Genomic DNA, 15,045 nt, shown 5'->3' with positions numbered 1-15,045 from the left:
TCGGCAGGTCGTCATGCCGATGACATTCTATCGCCTGTCGGGATTAGCGCGACGGCGCGCGTAGCATGCCAGATCGCTTGCCAGCAGGCCACGCTCCCCCTGGTCACGTGCCGCATCATCGGCGGCCAGTCCATGGATCAGAACGCCGCTGGCCGCTGCTTCCAGCGGCGAGAGCCCCTGTACCAGCAGCGAGGCAATCATGCCACCCAGCACATCACCCATGCCGCCGGAGGCCATGCCCGGATTGCCGAAGGGGCTGATAAAACATGCATCAGCCCCCTCGCCGCCGACCACCAGGGTACCGGCGCCCTTGAGCACAATCACGCCGCCATAGCGACGCTGCAGCGCCAGTGCCGCCTGATAACGATCGGCCTGCACCTCGGCAACACTGCATCCCAGCAGCATCGCCGCCTCTCCCGGATGCGGCGTCAGTATCCAGTTGTCACGTCGCTCACCGGCGTAGCCTGCAGCCAGCAGATGAAGGCCGTCGGCATCTACCAGCCGAGGGCCGGAAGCGTTCATGACGGCCTGCATCAGTCCCTGCCCCCAGGCGCCCTGCCCCAGCCCCGGGCCGATCAATACGGCCGTGGCCTTGTCAATCAGCGCCTCGATATCCAGACCGTTGCGGGCCTCATGGACCATCATTTCCGGGCAGCGTGTCAGCGCCGGCGGAATATGCACACTCGCCGTGGCCAGACTCACCAGGCCGGCACCCAGACGTGCCGCGGTTTCGGCACTCATGATGGTCGAGCCACCAAAACCGGGCTGACCACCGACCACCAGCAGATGGCCGCAGTGGCCCTTGTGCGTGGTGGGACGCCGCCTGAGCAGCGTGATCTGAAGCCGCTCGGGCACCAGTAGCTCACCGGTATGGTCACTTTCCGAAAGCGTTGCCCCGGCGACGCTCAAGGGCGCCAGCACGATCTCGCCGGTCACATCGGGGGCCTGACCGGTATACAGACCGAACTTGCGGGCGATAAACGTCACCGTCAGATCGGCCCCGACCGTCTCGCCCAGCAGCGCCCCCGTATCGGCATGCAGCCCGGATGGGATATCCAGCGCCACCACCGGCTGCGGGGCGGCGTTGATTCGCGCAATGGCACCATCAAACGGCGGGCGGATCTCACCGCGGGTCCCGGTGCCCAGCAGGGCATCAATGATCACGTCGGTTTCAAACGGGATCTCGAAGCCAGGGTGCCAGTCATTGATGCTCACGCCGCTTTCGCGCGCCAGCCGTACGGCGTCGCCCGCCTCGCCCTGCAACTCATCCGGAGCGCGCAGCGCTAAAACCTGCACCGCCAGCCCCTTTTGACGCGCCAGTGCCGCCATCACATACCCGTCTCCAGCGTTGTTGCCGCTGCCGCAAAGAATGCACAGACGCCGTGCCTCGGGCCAGCGTTTGATGAGCTCATCAAGAGCCGCCTGCCCGGCCTGCATCATCAGGGCAAAGCCCGGCACGCCCTGTGCGATGGTGCGTTGATCCAGTGCCTGTACCTGTTGGGCGCTGTAGAGTCTTGCGTTCACCGCCATGGCGTTCTCCTTGACCATCCGTGTCATTGATGGTGGCGTTATCGAGCCAGCTATCTGAATATATCGTCTACTGCGGGCAGACAGGCAGTGTTGTGACCCTGCTGCCGCGGACAGGTTCCGATCATGGGCTCATGCGTCAGGCCGCTTCTTTGGCCAAAGGCGTCTGCACTGTCATACTGTCGTTTTCATTAAACGGGCGCTTATCGTGCCCTGTAATACCGAGCCTCGAGGCTCGAATGCCATGACCCCTGTTTTTTCAGATACTGTTTCTTCAGATACCGCTGCTTCAAACACTGCGGCTTCAAATACTGCCCGACCCGATGACGCCGGGCCGCCAGCGTCTGATGCCTGCCGGACGCTTGATCCTGCCGAAATGGCAGAGAAGCTGAAGCTCTGGGCACGCGAGCTGGGCTTTCAGCAGCTGGGGATCACCGATACCGACCTCGACGCCCATGAAGCCTGGTTGAATCGATGGCTGGAGGCCGGCTATCACGGCGAAATGGACTACATGACGCGCCACGGTACCAAACGGACCCGCCCGGCTGAACTGGAGCCCGGTACGTTGCGCATTATCAGCGTGCGCATGGATTACCTGCCGCCCGAGATCGAAACCACCCGCGTGCTGGCTCAGCCCGAGCGTGCCTACGTGGCACGTTACGCGCTGGGGCGTGACTATCACAAGCTGATCCGCAAACGCCTGACCCAGCTGGCCCAAAAGCTGCAAAAGGAGATCGGTGACTTCGGCTTTCGCGCCTTCGTGGACTCGGCACCGGTCATGGAGCGCGCGCTGGCCCAAAAGGCCGGCATCGGCTGGTTTGGCAAGAATGCGATGATTCTCAACCCGAAGGCCGGGTCGCTGTTCTTTCTGGGCGAGCTCTATACCGATCTGCCCCTGCCGGTGGATCAACCCTTTGAGCGCGATCACTGTGGCAAATGTACGCGATGTCAGACCTGGTGCCCCACCGGCGCCATCGTGGACGACAAGATCATCGATGCCCGGCGCTGCATCTCCTACCTCACCATCGAAAAGCACGGTCCCATTCCGCTCGAATACCGTCATGCCATGGGCAATCGCGTTTTCGGCTGTGATGACTGCCAGCTTGTCTGCCCCTTCACACGCTTTACCCGCGCCACCCGCGAGCAGGATTTTGCCCCGCGCCATGCCCTGGACCGCGTGCGGCTGGTGGACCTGTTCAACTGGAGCGAGCCGGAGTTTCTCGAGCACACCCAGGGCAGCGCCATCCGCCGACTGGGCTATGAGCGCTGGCTGCGCAATCTGGCCGTGGGGCTGGGCAACGCGCCCTTCAGTGAAGAGATCATCACGGCGCTGCGCGCGCGTCTGGCCTGGCCCAGCGACATGGTGCGTGAACACATACGCTGGGCGCTGGCAGAGCAGTATCGAAAGCGCGACGAAAATCGGCAGGCGGTTTCGGCGCCGCTGATCGAGGCAGGCTTTGAGGACATCATCGCCCGCCAGCCGGCCTGATCGGGAAAACCGGGGATCGAAACAGAACTACAGCGCCAGCAGGTGTTCGCGGTAGTAGCGAAGCTCCTCAATGGAGTCGCGGATATCATCGAGTGCCAGATGCGTCCCCTTTTTACTGAGGCCGGACAGAATGGAAGGCTTCCAGCGTCGCGCCAGCTCCTTGAGCGTCGAGACATCCAGATTGCGGTAGTGAAAAAAGGCTTCCAGCGCCTGCATCTCGTGCTGCATGAACCGCCGATCCTGATGGACACTGTTGCCGCACATCGGCGAGGCGCCCTTGTCGATGTGCTGCTCCAGAAAGCGCAGCGTGACCTCCTCGGCTTCCTGCGTGGTCACCCGGCTCTGTCTCACCCGATCAGTCAGCCCCGTATTGCCATGGGTACGCGTGTTCCAGTCATCCATCAGCGCCAGCTGCTCATCGCTTTGGTGGATGGCCATCACCGGCCCTTCGGCAATCACGTTCAACTGGCTGTCGGTCACGATGGTGGCGATTTCGATAATGCGATCCCGTGCCGGATCCAGACCGGTCATTTCGAGATCGATCCAGATCAGACGTTCGTTTTGAGTACTCATGACACTTTCCGGATAGACTTGAAGGGAGATCCTTCCCGGCACACCTTAAGGGGCCGGGATGAAACACGAATGCCCTAAAGCGTACAATTGCGCGACGCTTTCCACCAGCCGGGATCGGCTCCGGTGCGCAAGTCCACGGAAGTCCGGGAGTTTCATGAGTCAACGCAAGCTATCCCGCCAGCAGCGCTGGCGTGTCGAGAAGGTCCAGGCCGAGCGTGTCAAACGCGCCGAAAAGCGCGAGCAGACCGATCAGCGCCAACTGGCCGAGGGCGAATACGGCCCCGAGCAGCTCGGCCGCGTGGTGGCCCACTTCGGCCGCAACATGGAAGTGGAAGGCACCGACGGGGTACGTCACCTGTGCCATTTGCGCGCCAATCTCGACACCCTGGTCACCGGTGACCGGGTCAGCTGGCGCGAGGCCAGCGATGGCAGTGGCGTGGTCGAGGCACGCCTTGAGCGTTACTCGACGCTGGAACGTCCGGATGCCCGCGGCCGGCTCAAGAGCGTGGCCGCCAACATCGATCGCATCATGATCGTGTTTGCCGTGGAACCCGAGCCCCACCCCTTTCTGATTGATCGTTATCTGGTCGCGGCCGAGGCCACCGGCATTGCGCCGGCGCTGGTGCTCAACAAGATGGACCTGCTTGATGAGCACCATGCCCTGCACACGCTGGCCAGTCGCTACCGCGCCCTGGGATATCCGGTCATTGGCGCTTCGACCCGGCGGGACGGCGGCCTTGAGGATCTGATCGCCGCCATGGACGATACCACGGCCGTCTTCGTGGGCCAGAGCGGTGTGGGCAAGTCCTCCCTGATTGACGCCCTGCTGCCCGATGAATCACTGGCCGTGGGCGAGCTCTCCGTGGACAGCCGCAAGGGCCGTCATACCACCACGACGGCCCGCCTTTATCACTTCAGTCAGGGCAGCGGCGCCCTGATAGACTCCCCCGGCATCCGCGAGTTCGGTCTGGGCCATCTCGACGAGCAGCAGGTTGAAAACGGCTTTATCGAGTTTCGCCCGTATCTGGGCCACTGCCGCTTTCGCGACTGCCGCCATCGCCATGAACCGGGCTGCGCCATCCTGGCCGCGGCCGAAAATGGTGAGATCCTTCCCGAGCGTCTGGAGAGTTTCCGACGCATCGTGCACGAACTCAACGCCCCGCCCCGATAGCCTACTGCTCCCATCATCGACCATACAAAAAGGGCCGCCCGAAGGCGGCCCTTGACGACGTGCAATGCGCACGCGCAAGCACCCTATTCCTGAAACAGCAACAACAGTGACAACGCGGCCAGAATCCACATGGTCGGGTGAATCTCGTGGCGCTTGCCAACGCCTGCCTTGACCACCACAAACGCCAGAAAGCCGAAGACCACGCCGTGAGTGATCGAGTAGGTCAGCGGAATCAGGATCATGGCGATAAAGGCCGGAATCGCGTCATCAAACTCATACCAGTGGATGTGGCGAATCGGGTCGAGCATGAACACGCCGACCATGATCAGCGCCGGTGCCGTGGCGATGGAAGGCACCAGCGACAACAACGGCGACAAAAAGAGAAACGGCAGAAAGAGCAGTGCTGCCGTCACTGCTACCAGCCCCGAACGCCCGCCCTGACTGATGCCGGCCGCCGACTCGACGTAGGCATTGGCCGGGCTGGTCCCCAATGGGGCCGAAATCACGGCCGACATGGCATCCACCATCATGGACTGGCGAATGTTGCGCGGTTCGCCGTTGCGGTCGAGCAGCTTGCCGGCCTGGCACACGCCCATAAAGGTGGAGAGCGCATCAAAAAACGTGGTGAACAGCACCACGAAGATGAACGGCCAGTAGGCGATGTTGAGCGCCCCGATCAGATCCAGCTGCCCCACGGCGCTGAAATCCGGCAGGGCAAAAATGCCGTTGAAATTGACCAGTGTCACGCTGCCCGTGGGAGAGAACGCGCTGGCATCGCCCCAGAGCCGGCCGATGGCCGTGGCCATCAGCGTGGTCGTCACGATACCGATGATCAGCGCCCCCGGCATGTTGCGCGCCACCAGAACGGCCGTGATGGCCAGACCGATCAGAAAGGTCACCAGCGTCGGGGTCATCTCGCCCAGCCCCACCACGGTGGCCGGGTTGCTGACCAGAAAGCCTGCATTGACCAGTCCGATGACCGTGATGAAAAGCCCGATGCCACAGGAGATGGCATAGCGCAGCTGCGCCGGGATGGCGTCAATGATATAGCGGCGCACGTTAAGCACTGCCAGCACGGCAAAGAGAATCCCGGCCCAGAACACACACCCCAGCGCTGTCTGCCAGGGGATGCCCGCCCCAACGACCATCGTGTAGGTAAAGAGTGCATTGATGCCCATGCCCGGTGCCACCAGGATCGGGTTGCGCGCATAAAGCCCCATCATCAGGCTGCCAAAAAAACTGACCAGCACGGTCGCCGTCAGGGCACTGGCAAAGGGAATACCCGCGGCACTCATGATGGTCGGATTGACCACAATGATGTACATGGCCGCCAGAAAGGTGGCGATCCCGGCCAGGATATCGCGACGCACGCTGCTGCCCTGGCTTGTTATTTTAAAATACGATTCGAGCACGCTGACTCTCCACTTGCACTGTTGGTCCGTCCTGATACCTGATTGATTGTCGATAGGTCATTGCAGGGGGTGTCGTTGAAACACCGCGATTCCTGAAGACCGGCACTGCCACCGTTCGCGAGCGGCCATCGAGTGTGCAATGCTTGGGGCCATGTTAACCCGCTCGCGTCACCAAAAGGAGAGTGAGGATGTCACAGGATGAGGCAAGGTTCCCTCGCATCATCGAGCCACAGGCGTTGTCAGCGCATCTCGAGGCGCCCGATCTTCTGATTATCGATGTCCCCGCCAGCGCCCAGAGCTATCGTGACGGGCATGTCCCGGGCGCGATTTTTCTCGATTACCGCCGCCTGCTGTCGGGCCAGCCGCCGGTCGCCAACGACGTCCCCGATGAAGCGGCTTTGTCGACCCTTTTTTCCGAGCTTGGCCTGACGCCGCAGACCCACGTCATCCTTTATGACGACGAAGGCGGTGGCTGGGCGGGCCGGCTGGCCTGGACGCTGACTCTGCTGGGTCATGATCGGTGGTCCTATCTCAACGGCGGCATTCATGCCTGGAAGGGAGAAGACCTGCCCGTCACGGTTGATGAAACAGCACCCACGCCATCGCATTATGATGCCCGTATCGAGCGCCCGGAGCTGATCATTCGTCACGAAGAGCTGATCGAAAGGCTTGAAGACCCCTCACTTGCAATCTGGGATGCGCGCAGCCCCCAGGAGTATGACGGTCTCAAGGGTCAGAATCAGCATCTGGGCCACATCCCGGGCGCGGTCAATCTTGAATGGACCGACACCATGGACAAGGGACGTCAGCTGCGCCTGCGCGATTTGTCGGAACTGGTGGCCACCCTGGCCGCCATGGGCATTAATGCCGAAGGCGAGATCGCCACCCACTGTCAGAGCCATCACCGCAGCGGTCTGACCTGGATGATCGGATACCTGCTGGGCTACAACATTCGTGCCTACCCCGGTTCATGGCAGGAGTGGGGCAACCGCGACGATACTCCCATCGAAACCTGACCACTCGCCCCTGCCGGCAACAGGCTTGAGCGGCTGGCCGGGGTATGTAACATTGCCTTCATTCACTACTGTTTCCAGGTGCCTCCTTTGAATCGTGATCGTCTGTTTGCCCTGCTGCAATATCCGCTGCCTCAGCACGCCATCTCCCGACTGGCGGGACAGCTTGCCGATGCGCGCACGCCCTGGATCCGGGACACGTTCATCCAGCGCTTTGTCAGCCATTACAACGTCGACATGAGCGAGGCCCTCAATCCCGACCTGGGCAGCTATAAGAGCTTCAACGATTTCTTTACCCGCCCGCTCAAACCCGACGCACGCCCCATCGAGTCGGGTATCGTCTCCCCGGCCGATGGTGTGCTCTCCCAGTTCGGACGCATCGATCACGGCACGCTCATGCAGGCCAAGGGCCACGCCTACTCGCTGACCGCCCTGCTCGGTGGCGATGAAACGGCTGCCGCCGATCTTCGTGAAGGCAGTTTTGCGACCGTCTACCTCTCGCCGCGCGATTATCACCGCGTGCATATGCCCCTTGAAGGGCGCCTGATCCGCACCATCTACGTGCCCGGTCGCCTCTTCTCGGTCAATCAGGCCACGGCCCGCGAAGTCCCCGGACTTTTTGCCCGCAACGAGCGGCTGGTGTGCCTGTTCGAAACCGAGCTGGGCCCCATGGCGCTGGTGCTGGTGGGCGCAATGATTGTCGCCGGCATCGAGACCGTCTGGTCCGGCCAGGTCACCCCGCTGTCGCGTCAGCCGCACAGCAATGACTGGGCCAGAGGCGACATTACCCTTGGCAAGGGCGATGAAATGGGCCGTTTTCATCTCGGCTCCTCCGTGGTCATGTGTCTGCCAAAGGCCTACACCTTTAACAACACACTCACGCCAGGCATGAAGATTCGTCTGGGTCAGCAGCTGGCCCCCGATCCCAACATTCCAACGGATACGCTGACGCCGGAAGAACTGGCCTGAGTCTCGCTCCTGTTACAAGGTGGCCGTTGCTGCACTTCAGCCGACGCCGCCCGAAACGACGGCTTCTGAGAGGAACACCACATGACGCAATTCACCCTGCTGGCATGGGATTACACCGATGACGGTGCTCTTGAGCGTCGCATGGGTTGCCGAGAGGAGCACTTGAAGGCCCTGCGCGAACTTTATCACCAGGGGCACTTCATCAGCGGCGGCGTCATCCTGGATGATGACGGCAAAATGATCGGTTCCAATGCCCACTTCCAGTTTGAAGACCGGGCTGCCATGGACGCCTGGCTCGAGACGGAGCCCTACGTCAGGGACAGGGTGTGGGAGCATATCGACATCCGCGAGATCAAACTGCTGGACCCGAACGCCTGATTTTCCGCCCCTCCGAGCCGCTCTGCCGCGGGGCACAAAAGTTATTGAGGGGATCGAAGGCTACAAATCGATGAGGTCATGATCAGCATCTGGCGGTGGCAAAGGCCATGGCGCTGTCGATCTGCTCAAGTTCCAGCGCCAGCATGATCAGACGATCAACGCCCAGCGCCACACCGCAGCCCTCAGGCATCCCGGCACGCAGCGCCGCAATCAGTGTTTGATCGGCATCGACCAGTGGTTTACCCAGCGCAAGACGCTGCTGGTTGTCTGCCTCAAAGCGCGCCTGCTGTTCATCGGCGTCGGTCAGTTCATCAAAACCGTTGGCCAGCTCAATGCCCTCCAGGTAGACCTCAAAGCGTGACGCCACCAGCGCACCGTCCTGATCCTGTCGCCTTCGCGCCAGTGCCGCCTGTGATGCCGGGTAATCGACAACCACATCAAGACCGTCCCGCCCAAGGCAGGGCTCAATGGCCATCGACATCAGAAGGTCACAGCAGTCATCGCGTGACCACTCGGCCGTATCAGCGCCGGCATAGCGCGCGGCCTGATGGCGCAGCATGGTCAGCGTGTCAGCGGTTTCCAGCAGCGGATCTACCGACAGATACGTCATGAAAAGCTCGCGATAGGCGCGCCGCCGAACGGCTGGAAACGGGCAGCCCAGCACGGTCTCGATCAGCCTGGCCACTTCCTCGATCAGCGCCTCGAGTGCAAACCCGGGGCGATACCATTCCAGCATGGTAAATTCGATGTTGTGACGACGACCTGTCTCGCCGTCACGAAACACGCGCGAAAGTTGAAAGATGGGGCCACTGCCGGCGGCCAGCAGGCGCTTCATGTGATATTCAGGCGACGTCTGTAGCCAGAGCCGCTCGTCACCTTTCATCGTGCGAGCCATCAGCGAGAGCGAATCCAGATGCACGTCGCTGCTGCCGGCGTGCCCCAGCACAGGGGTCTCCACTTCCAGCACATTCCGGGTCTCAAAGAAGTCACGGATGCGGCGCATTAGACCTGCGCGCGCGCGCAGGACTTCCATGGTGGCGCCGGGGCGCCAGTCATCAGCACTCATGGCAGGTTATCCATCGATCAGGGAAGGCCAGACGCAAGCGCCGGGCCACAACAGGGCCCGGCGCTTGCCACACATCAGGTCAGGACGCGACCTACGCGCGGCTGACGTACTCACCGCTGCGGGTATCAATCCTGAGCGTCTCGCCCTGATTGATGAAAAGCGGAACGCGCACCGTGGCGCCGGTCGACAGGGTTGCCGGCTTGGAGCCGCCCTGGGCAGTATCGCCCTTGAGGCCGGGATCGGTTTCGACCACTTCGAGTTCGATGAAGTTGGGCGGCGTCACCGAGATGGGATTGTCGTTCCACAGCGTGATGGTATAGACCACCTGCTCCTTGAGCCATTTGGCGGTGTCGCCCACGGCCTTCTTGTCGGCGGCGAACTGCTCGAAGGAACCATCGGTTCTCATGAAGTGCCACATCTCGCCATCGTTGTAGAGATACTCCATGTCGATGTCGAGCACATCCGCACCTTCCAGCGATTCGCCGGACTTGAAGGTCCGCTCCCAGGTACGGCCGGTCATCAGGTTGCGCAGCTTGACGCGGTTGAAGGCCTGGCCCTTGCCGGGTTTGACGAACTCGTTTTCGACGATGTTGCAGGGATCGCCGTCGAGCATCACTTTCAGACCGCCCTTGAATTCGTTGGTAGAATAGCTTGCCATAACGCCTCGTTGTATTCGCAGCCGCCTGGACACCAGGGGAACTGCGGGGACAGTGAATCACCAGAAAGCTTCGACGCCCCGGCCTGCAGGGCTCATCGACGTCGGAGCATGACAATGTGTGCGATGATAACGCGAACCATGCAGCCTGTGCAGACTATCTCCTTATCCGCCGCCGATGATGGCAGCGTCTCCGAACAGAGCTGGCAGTCGCAGCTTTCCGGCGCCATTCGGGATCCGAAGGCGCTGCTGGCCGCTGTCGGCCTCGACGAGCGCTGGCTGACGGGCGCTGAAGGCGGCCATCAATCCTTTGAGGTGCGGGTGCCACAGGCCTACCTGTCTCGCATCCAGAAGGGCGACCCTGCCGATCCGCTGCTGCGCCAGGTGCTGCCACTGGAGGCTGAAACACAGACGGTGGCAGGCTACGTAAACGATCCGCTGGAAGAGGCCGATCATATTCCGGCGGCCGGACTGATCCATAAATACGCCACCCGCGTTTTAATGATCACCAGCGGTGCCTGCGCCATCAACTGCCGCTACTGCTTCCGCCGCCATTTTCCCTATGAGGATCACGCCGCCTCGCGCGCGCAGTGGAGCAAAACGCTGGATTACCTGCGTGATGATGATTCGCTGATCGAGGCCATTCTCTCCGGCGGGGACCCGCTGGTTTCAAGCGATGCCCGACTGGCCTGGCTGGTCGGCGAGCTTGACGCCATCCCCCATCTCAAGCGACTTCGGCTGCACACGCGGCTGCCGGTGGTCATCCCGGACCGGGTCGATGACACCATGCTGGCCTGGCTTTCAAATACGCGCCTTCAAAAAGTCATGGTGCTGCATATCAATCATGCCCACGAAATCGATGACAGCGTGATCAGGGCCTGTGAAAAGCTTAAAAGCGCAGGGGTGACGCTGCTCAATCAGAGCGTGCTGCTGCGCGGCGTCAACGATAGCGTAGACATACTCAGGGCGCTGTCGGAGCGCCTTTTTGAAGCCGGCATCTTGCCCTACTACCTGCACGTGCTGGACCCCGTGGCGGGCGCGGCGCACTTCGATGTGCCGGACCACGAAGCCCAACAACTTCATGAGGCGCTTCGAGACCGGCTGCCGGGGTTTCTGCTGCCGCGCCTGGTGCGGGAAGTACCGGGCGAAAAAGCCAAGACGTCGGTTCAGGTCTACCCTACTTCTCAAGCATCGTTTTGATCGACGGGCCCCTCAGTCGCCGGGGCCGTTTTTCCACAGCGCGACCAGCGACTCCGGAGCCCGATGCTCGGGCACATGCAGGGTAATTGCCTCACTATCGCTGCCCACCGGCATGATAACGATGCGAAAATAGCGCTGATCGCCCTGCCCGGCCTGATCGCCCGGGCACTTGAGCTGTTCGACTTCATCCAGAAGCCGGCAGACCTTTTTACGCTGTGACAGCGAGCAGTCATGAAAGGCGATCTCGCGAGGGCGGGCCAGCGCCGGCATGTAGGCCACGCCACCCTCTCGCGCCAGACGAACGCGTGTGCGCTCGTTCAGAGAGTGTTGATAGCTCACACGTCGACTCCCACGCCCTGCCAGCCGTCACGGACGGCATCGCGAACCTCGCTGCCTTCAAACAGGCGCTCGGCGTTATCCAGCGTCAGACGGGCAAAGTCCACGAACTCGGCGTCATTGGCCAGCCGGTCATCCGTCAGTGTGGCATACCAGACCCGCCCGGCGCGCTCCCAGCTGTAGCCGCCCAGGGCCATGGCCATCAGGTAGAAGGCGCGATTGGGAATGCCGGAGTTGATGTGAACGCCGCCATTGTCCTCGTTGGTTTCCACGAAATCGCGCATGTGCGCCGGCTGAGGATCACGGCCCAGCAACGGATCATCGTAGGCGGTACCCGGCTCGGACATCGAGCGAAGCCCCGTGCCGTTGATCCCTGGTGCCAGCAGCGCCCGGCCGATCGACCAGTCGGCCTCATCCACGCTCTGGCTGGCATCGTACTGAGCCACCATGACGCCAAAGACATCCGAGACGGACTCGTTCAGCGCGCCGGACTGGTTGTAGTACACCAGCCCCGCCTCGCGCTCGGTAATGCCGTGGGTCAGCACGTGCGCCACCACATCGAGTGCTTTCGTGAAGGAGAGAAAAATTTCGCCGTCACCATCGCCGAAAACCATCTGATAGCCGTTCCAGAAAGCATTCTGGTAATCCTCACCGTAATGCACGGTGCCCAGCAGCGCGCCGCCTTCGTCATCGATGGCATTACGTTCAAAGATTTCCCAGAAAAAGCGATAGGTGGCGCCCAGATCCCTGTAGGCCTCGTCCACGGCGGCATCACCGGTGCTGTGCTGGCCTTCATGTCGCACCTGACGTCCCGGCAGCTCCATGGCATTGCCGGCATCAAAGATATAGCGCAGCGGCTCGCCCCGGGCACCGCGGCGAGCATCGGTAGGCGCCGTATGACGTTCGGTGCGGGCTCTGAAACGCGAATCAAGCGAGAGCGTGTTTAACGCACAACGGCGATGGCGGTCGTTACCGTTTTCGATCAGGTAATTGAGTAGATGAGGAGGAATGACCCCGTAAGGGTTGTTGCGCGTCGCCTTCATGTTGACTCTCCGGCTGTCCGACTGCCCGCCACAATGACAGCACAACACTGTGATGTGGCCGTCACTGTCTGTAATTGAATCCTTTCCATTAACAAGCCTAGTCGATCATGGGCGGGGGGCTCTTTTACGTGTGATGAATCGTCACATCGACTTTTGTCTAACCCCGCCTGACTGTCTAAAACCACCCGACCATCCAAAACTACCCGAGAAGGTTACGGCTGGCGCAATTCTTCAAGCACACTGCTGCTGGGGAAGCCATCCGGCGTTTCCCCGACGCTGCGTTGCCACGCCCGCAGCCCTTCCCGGGTGTTGGGACCCATGATGCCGTCCGGTGTACCGGTGCCAAAGCCCTTCTGATTCAAAAGCCTCTGCATCTCTTTGGTCTGCGAGCGCGTCAGCGGTTTCAGACCGCGCGGCCAGTCCCCCTGCACGCCCGGCCCGCCATCAATGCGCTGCGACAGCAGCGCCACGGCGAGGGCATAGCTGGTCGCGTTGTTATAACGCATGATGACACGGAAGTTGGGACCGACCAGAAAGGCAGGTCCCTGAGCGCCTGCCGGGGCAATGATGGAGGCCTGATCAAATGCCGGCAGCGACTGGCCCTGCACCGCGCGAACGCCCTGTGCCTGCCAGGCCGAGGTGGGCTGACGCGTGGACAGTTCGGTACGGGTGTAGTCAAAGCCTTCAGGCAGGGTCACTTCAACGCCCCAGGGCTGACCGCGCTGCCAGCCGTTTTTGGCCAGATAATGGGCGGTGGAGGACATCACGTCCGGAATGCTGCCCCAGATATCGCGCCGCCCGTCGTTATCGCCATCCACGGCATAGGCGAGAAAACTGGTGGGAATGAACTGGGTGTGCCCCATGGCGCCGGCCCAGGACCCCAGCATGTGCTCACGATCAATGTCACCCTCCTGAATGATGCGCAGCGCCGCGATCAGCTGCTCCTGGGCGAAGGCGTGACGTCGCCCCTCATAGCCCAGCGTGGCAAAGGCATCGATGGTCGAGAAACTGCCGAAGTTGCTGCCATAGTTGCTTTCGATGCCCCAGATGGCCGTAATGACCGAACCCGGCACGCCATAGCGATGCTGTGCCTGATCGGCGGCATCACGATGCTCGGCCAGCTTCCGGCGGCCATTATCGACCCGGCTCGAGGATACGGCGCTGTCGAGATACTCCCAGATGGCCCGGGTAAACTCCGGCTGCGAGCGGTCCAGTTCGATGATGCGCGGCTGATAGCGTACCCCTGCCAGCGCCTCGTCCAGCGTGGCGGCGGTAATGCCCTGCGCCCGCGCCCTTTCTCGAAACTCGCTGACCCATTGCTCAAAGGATTCCCGCTCGGCAGGCGTTTGATCATCGCTTTCAGCTGCCGGCGTCTCGGCAGTCTTCGTGGTGTTTTGGGCCTCGTTTTTATCCGTCTCTTGCGTCGTGGCCGGCGTCGTCGATGAAGACGTCTGTGAAGACGGTGATGCGCCGGCCTGACAGCCCTGCATGACGCCACTGCCAAGCAACAGCGTCAGCATCAGCATACGGGCACGCGTCACCGACATTCCGGCGACTCGATATGGCAATCCTTTTTCCTGAACTCGTGATGGCATTACCGCTTTCCTGTCTGATGAGCTGAACTATCATGGCTGATAATGCCTGACATTGACCACTCTCGGGGCAGGTGACGTGCCGGTATTTCAGCATGACTTCATGGACAGGCTGACGGGCCACACGCAAGGATGACAGGAGAAGGACATGAGCCAGTCAAAGGACGCCCTGACCGGTCAGCCACACCAGGAGGATGGCGACAAGACGGACTGTCGAAAGCATCCGGAGCACTACCGCGTGGGCCGCGGCGAACAGGGCGTGCTGACCGTGGAACCCTACAAGGGGGAGCTCCTGCCCCACTGGCGATTCAAGACGCCGGACGATGCCCGCGCCTCATCGCAGAAGCTGCTGGCGATGTTTGAAGACTACCGCGCCCGCGATGATTTTGTCGGCATGGACATGGCGCGCAAGTTTATCCAGATGGGCCATACCCGCGCCCGGCGCTATGCCAACTATCCCGGCGGGCGCAAATACGATAAAAATGGCGAGATTCGCAAGCGCCAAATCGATGAGGAAAAGGCCGAGTCAGCGGCCATTTTTGAAAAGGTCTGGATCCAGGTACGCGAAGACGAGGACTACCTGAAACGCAAGAAGGCCCATCAGCGCGCCTACGGTTGAAA

At 61.5% G+C, this 15,045-nt stretch carries 15 protein-coding genes; 7 read left to right on the top strand and 8 right to left on the bottom strand.

What is annotated here, in order from left to right; genetic code table 11:
• Positions 1 to 27: 27 nt before the first annotated feature.
• Positions 28 to 1,530: an NAD(P)H-hydrate dehydratase gene (locus Q0931_RS02745; protein ID WP_299257024.1), complete on the bottom strand. Its 1,503-nt coding sequence runs from the start codon at positions 1,528 to 1,530 to the stop codon at positions 28 to 30.
• 373 nt (positions 1,531 to 1,903) lie between these two features.
• On the opposite strand from Q0931_RS02745, the gene queG reads away from it, so the two are divergent.
• Positions 1,904 to 3,016 (top strand): tRNA epoxyqueuosine(34) reductase QueG, encoded by a 1,113-nt coding sequence (gene queG, locus Q0931_RS02740; RefSeq protein ID WP_299257022.1) that lies wholly within the window; start codon positions 1,904 to 1,906, stop codon positions 3,014 to 3,016.
• 27 nt (positions 3,017 to 3,043) lie between these two features.
• Here queG and orn read toward each other — a convergent pair whose 3' ends face one another.
• Positions 3,044 to 3,589, bottom strand: coding sequence for an oligoribonuclease (gene orn / locus Q0931_RS02735; RefSeq protein WP_299257019.1), 546 nt, complete (start codon positions 3,587 to 3,589; stop codon positions 3,044 to 3,046).
• Positions 3,590 to 3,743: 154 nt separating this feature from the next.
• Here orn and rsgA point away from each other — a divergent pair, with 154 nt between their 5' ends.
• Positions 3,744 to 4,760 (top strand): small ribosomal subunit biogenesis GTPase RsgA, encoded by a 1,017-nt coding sequence (gene rsgA, locus Q0931_RS02730; RefSeq protein ID WP_299257017.1) that lies wholly within the window; start codon positions 3,744 to 3,746, stop codon positions 4,758 to 4,760.
• 83 nt (positions 4,761 to 4,843) lie between these two features.
• On the opposite strand, the gene Q0931_RS02725 is transcribed toward rsgA, so the two are convergent.
• Complete coding sequence (locus tag Q0931_RS02725; RefSeq protein ID WP_366941560.1) at positions 4,844 to 6,130, bottom strand: NCS2 family permease; 1,287 nt, start codon at positions 6,128 to 6,130, stop codon at positions 4,844 to 4,846.
• Between the two features lie 230 nt (positions 6,131 to 6,360).
• On the opposite strand from Q0931_RS02725, the gene Q0931_RS02720 reads away from it, so the two are divergent.
• The 3 genes from Q0931_RS02720 to Q0931_RS02710 all read left to right on the top strand — a co-directional run bounded on the left by Q0931_RS02720 (position 6,361) and on the right by Q0931_RS02710 (position 8,532).
• The gene (locus tag Q0931_RS02720) at positions 6,361 to 7,188 is read left to right on the top strand and encodes a sulfurtransferase (protein ID WP_299257013.1); all 828 of its coding nucleotides are present in this window, start codon (positions 6,361 to 6,363) and stop codon (positions 7,186 to 7,188) included.
• Between the two features lie 87 nt (positions 7,189 to 7,275).
• Positions 7,276 to 8,154, top strand: coding sequence for an archaetidylserine decarboxylase (gene asd / locus Q0931_RS02715; RefSeq protein ID WP_299257011.1), 879 nt, complete (start codon positions 7,276 to 7,278; stop codon positions 8,152 to 8,154).
• Positions 8,155 to 8,235: 81 nt separating this feature from the next.
• Positions 8,236 to 8,532, top strand: coding sequence for a YciI family protein (locus Q0931_RS02710; protein ID WP_299257009.1), 297 nt, complete (start codon positions 8,236 to 8,238; stop codon positions 8,530 to 8,532).
• A gap of 82 nt (positions 8,533 to 8,614) precedes the next feature.
• On the opposite strand, the gene epmA is transcribed toward Q0931_RS02710, so the two are convergent.
• Both epmA and efp read right to left on the bottom strand, forming a co-directional pair.
• Entirely contained in the window at positions 8,615 to 9,598 is a 984-nt protein-coding gene (gene epmA, locus Q0931_RS02705; RefSeq protein ID WP_299257007.1) for an EF-P lysine aminoacylase EpmA, read from the bottom strand.
• Positions 9,599 to 9,689: 91 nt separating this feature from the next.
• Positions 9,690 to 10,256 carry an elongation factor P gene (efp, locus tag Q0931_RS02700; RefSeq protein ID WP_299257005.1) on the bottom strand — a complete coding sequence of 189 codons (567 nt, stop codon included), beginning with the start codon at positions 10,254 to 10,256 and terminating at the stop codon, positions 9,690 to 9,692.
• Positions 10,257 to 10,394: 138 nt separating this feature from the next.
• Between efp and epmB the strand changes: the two genes are divergently transcribed.
• A complete protein-coding gene (gene epmB, locus Q0931_RS02695) occupies positions 10,395 to 11,453 on the top strand; it encodes an EF-P beta-lysylation protein EpmB (RefSeq protein ID WP_299257003.1) in 1,059 nt (352 codons plus the stop codon).
• Positions 11,454 to 11,465: 12 nt separating this feature from the next.
• Here epmB and Q0931_RS02690 read toward each other — a convergent pair whose 3' ends face one another.
• The 3 genes from Q0931_RS02690 to Q0931_RS02680 all read right to left on the bottom strand — a co-directional run bounded on the left by Q0931_RS02690 (position 11,466) and on the right by Q0931_RS02680 (position 14,373).
• Positions 11,466 to 11,792, bottom strand: a complete 327-nt coding sequence (locus Q0931_RS02690; RefSeq protein WP_299257001.1) for a protealysin inhibitor emfourin — start codon at positions 11,790 to 11,792, stop codon at positions 11,466 to 11,468.
• Positions 11,789 to 12,832 carry a M4 family metallopeptidase gene (locus tag Q0931_RS02685; protein WP_299256999.1) on the bottom strand — a complete coding sequence of 348 codons (1,044 nt, stop codon included), beginning with the start codon at positions 12,830 to 12,832 and terminating at the stop codon, positions 11,789 to 11,791. The genes Q0931_RS02690 and Q0931_RS02685 overlap by 4 nt, the downstream gene beginning before the upstream one ends.
• A gap of 212 nt (positions 12,833 to 13,044) precedes the next feature.
• Positions 13,045 to 14,373: a lytic murein transglycosylase gene (locus tag Q0931_RS02680; RefSeq protein WP_299256997.1), complete on the bottom strand. Its 1,329-nt coding sequence runs from the start codon at positions 14,371 to 14,373 to the stop codon at positions 13,045 to 13,047.
• A gap of 199 nt (positions 14,374 to 14,572) precedes the next feature.
• Here Q0931_RS02680 and Q0931_RS02675 point away from each other — a divergent pair, with 199 nt between their 5' ends.
• Positions 14,573 to 15,043 carry a DUF4385 domain-containing protein gene (locus tag Q0931_RS02675; protein WP_299256995.1) on the top strand — a complete coding sequence of 157 codons (471 nt, stop codon included), beginning with the start codon at positions 14,573 to 14,575 and terminating at the stop codon, positions 15,041 to 15,043.
• Positions 15,044 to 15,045 lie beyond the last annotated feature (2 nt).

This window comes from uncultured Kushneria sp., from assembly GCF_947497025.1.
Taxonomy (GTDB): domain Bacteria; phylum Pseudomonadota; class Gammaproteobacteria; order Pseudomonadales; family Halomonadaceae; genus Kushneria.
The sequence above is the reverse complement of the archived record's forward strand: the minus strand, read 5'-3'. Positions and strand labels throughout refer to the sequence as shown.

What these genes read in the sequence shown, in the direction of transcription:
- queG (WP_299257022.1), top strand. Translation starts at nt 1,904, where the DNA reads ATGGCAGAGAAGCTGAAGCTCTGGGCACGCGAGCTGGGCTTTCAGCAG.
- epmA (WP_299257007.1), bottom strand. Translation starts at nt 9,598, where the DNA reads ATGAGTGCTGATGACTGGCGCCCCGGCGCCACCATGGAAGTCCTGCGC.
- rsgA (WP_299257017.1), top strand. Translation starts at nt 3,744, where the DNA reads ATGAGTCAACGCAAGCTATCCCGCCAGCAGCGCTGGCGTGTCGAGAAG.
- Q0931_RS02720 (WP_299257013.1), top strand. Translation starts at nt 6,361, where the DNA reads ATGTCACAGGATGAGGCAAGGTTCCCTCGCATCATCGAGCCACAGGCG.
- Q0931_RS02675 (WP_299256995.1), top strand. Translation starts at nt 14,573, where the DNA reads ATGAGCCAGTCAAAGGACGCCCTGACCGGTCAGCCACACCAGGAGGAT.
- orn (WP_299257019.1), bottom strand. Translation starts at nt 3,589, where the DNA reads ATGAGTACTCAAAACGAACGTCTGATCTGGATCGATCTCGAAATGACC.
- efp (WP_299257005.1), bottom strand. Translation starts at nt 10,256, where the DNA reads ATGGCAAGCTATTCTACCAACGAATTCAAGGGCGGTCTGAAAGTGATG.
- Q0931_RS02685 (WP_299256999.1), bottom strand. Translation starts at nt 12,832, where the DNA reads ATGAAGGCGACGCGCAACAACCCTTACGGGGTCATTCCTCCTCATCTA.
- epmB (WP_299257003.1), top strand. Translation starts at nt 10,395, where the DNA reads ATGCAGCCTGTGCAGACTATCTCCTTATCCGCCGCCGATGATGGCAGC.
- Q0931_RS02745 (WP_299257024.1), bottom strand. Translation starts at nt 1,530, where the DNA reads ATGGCGGTGAACGCAAGACTCTACAGCGCCCAACAGGTACAGGCACTG.
- Q0931_RS02710 (WP_299257009.1), top strand. Translation starts at nt 8,236, where the DNA reads ATGACGCAATTCACCCTGCTGGCATGGGATTACACCGATGACGGTGCT.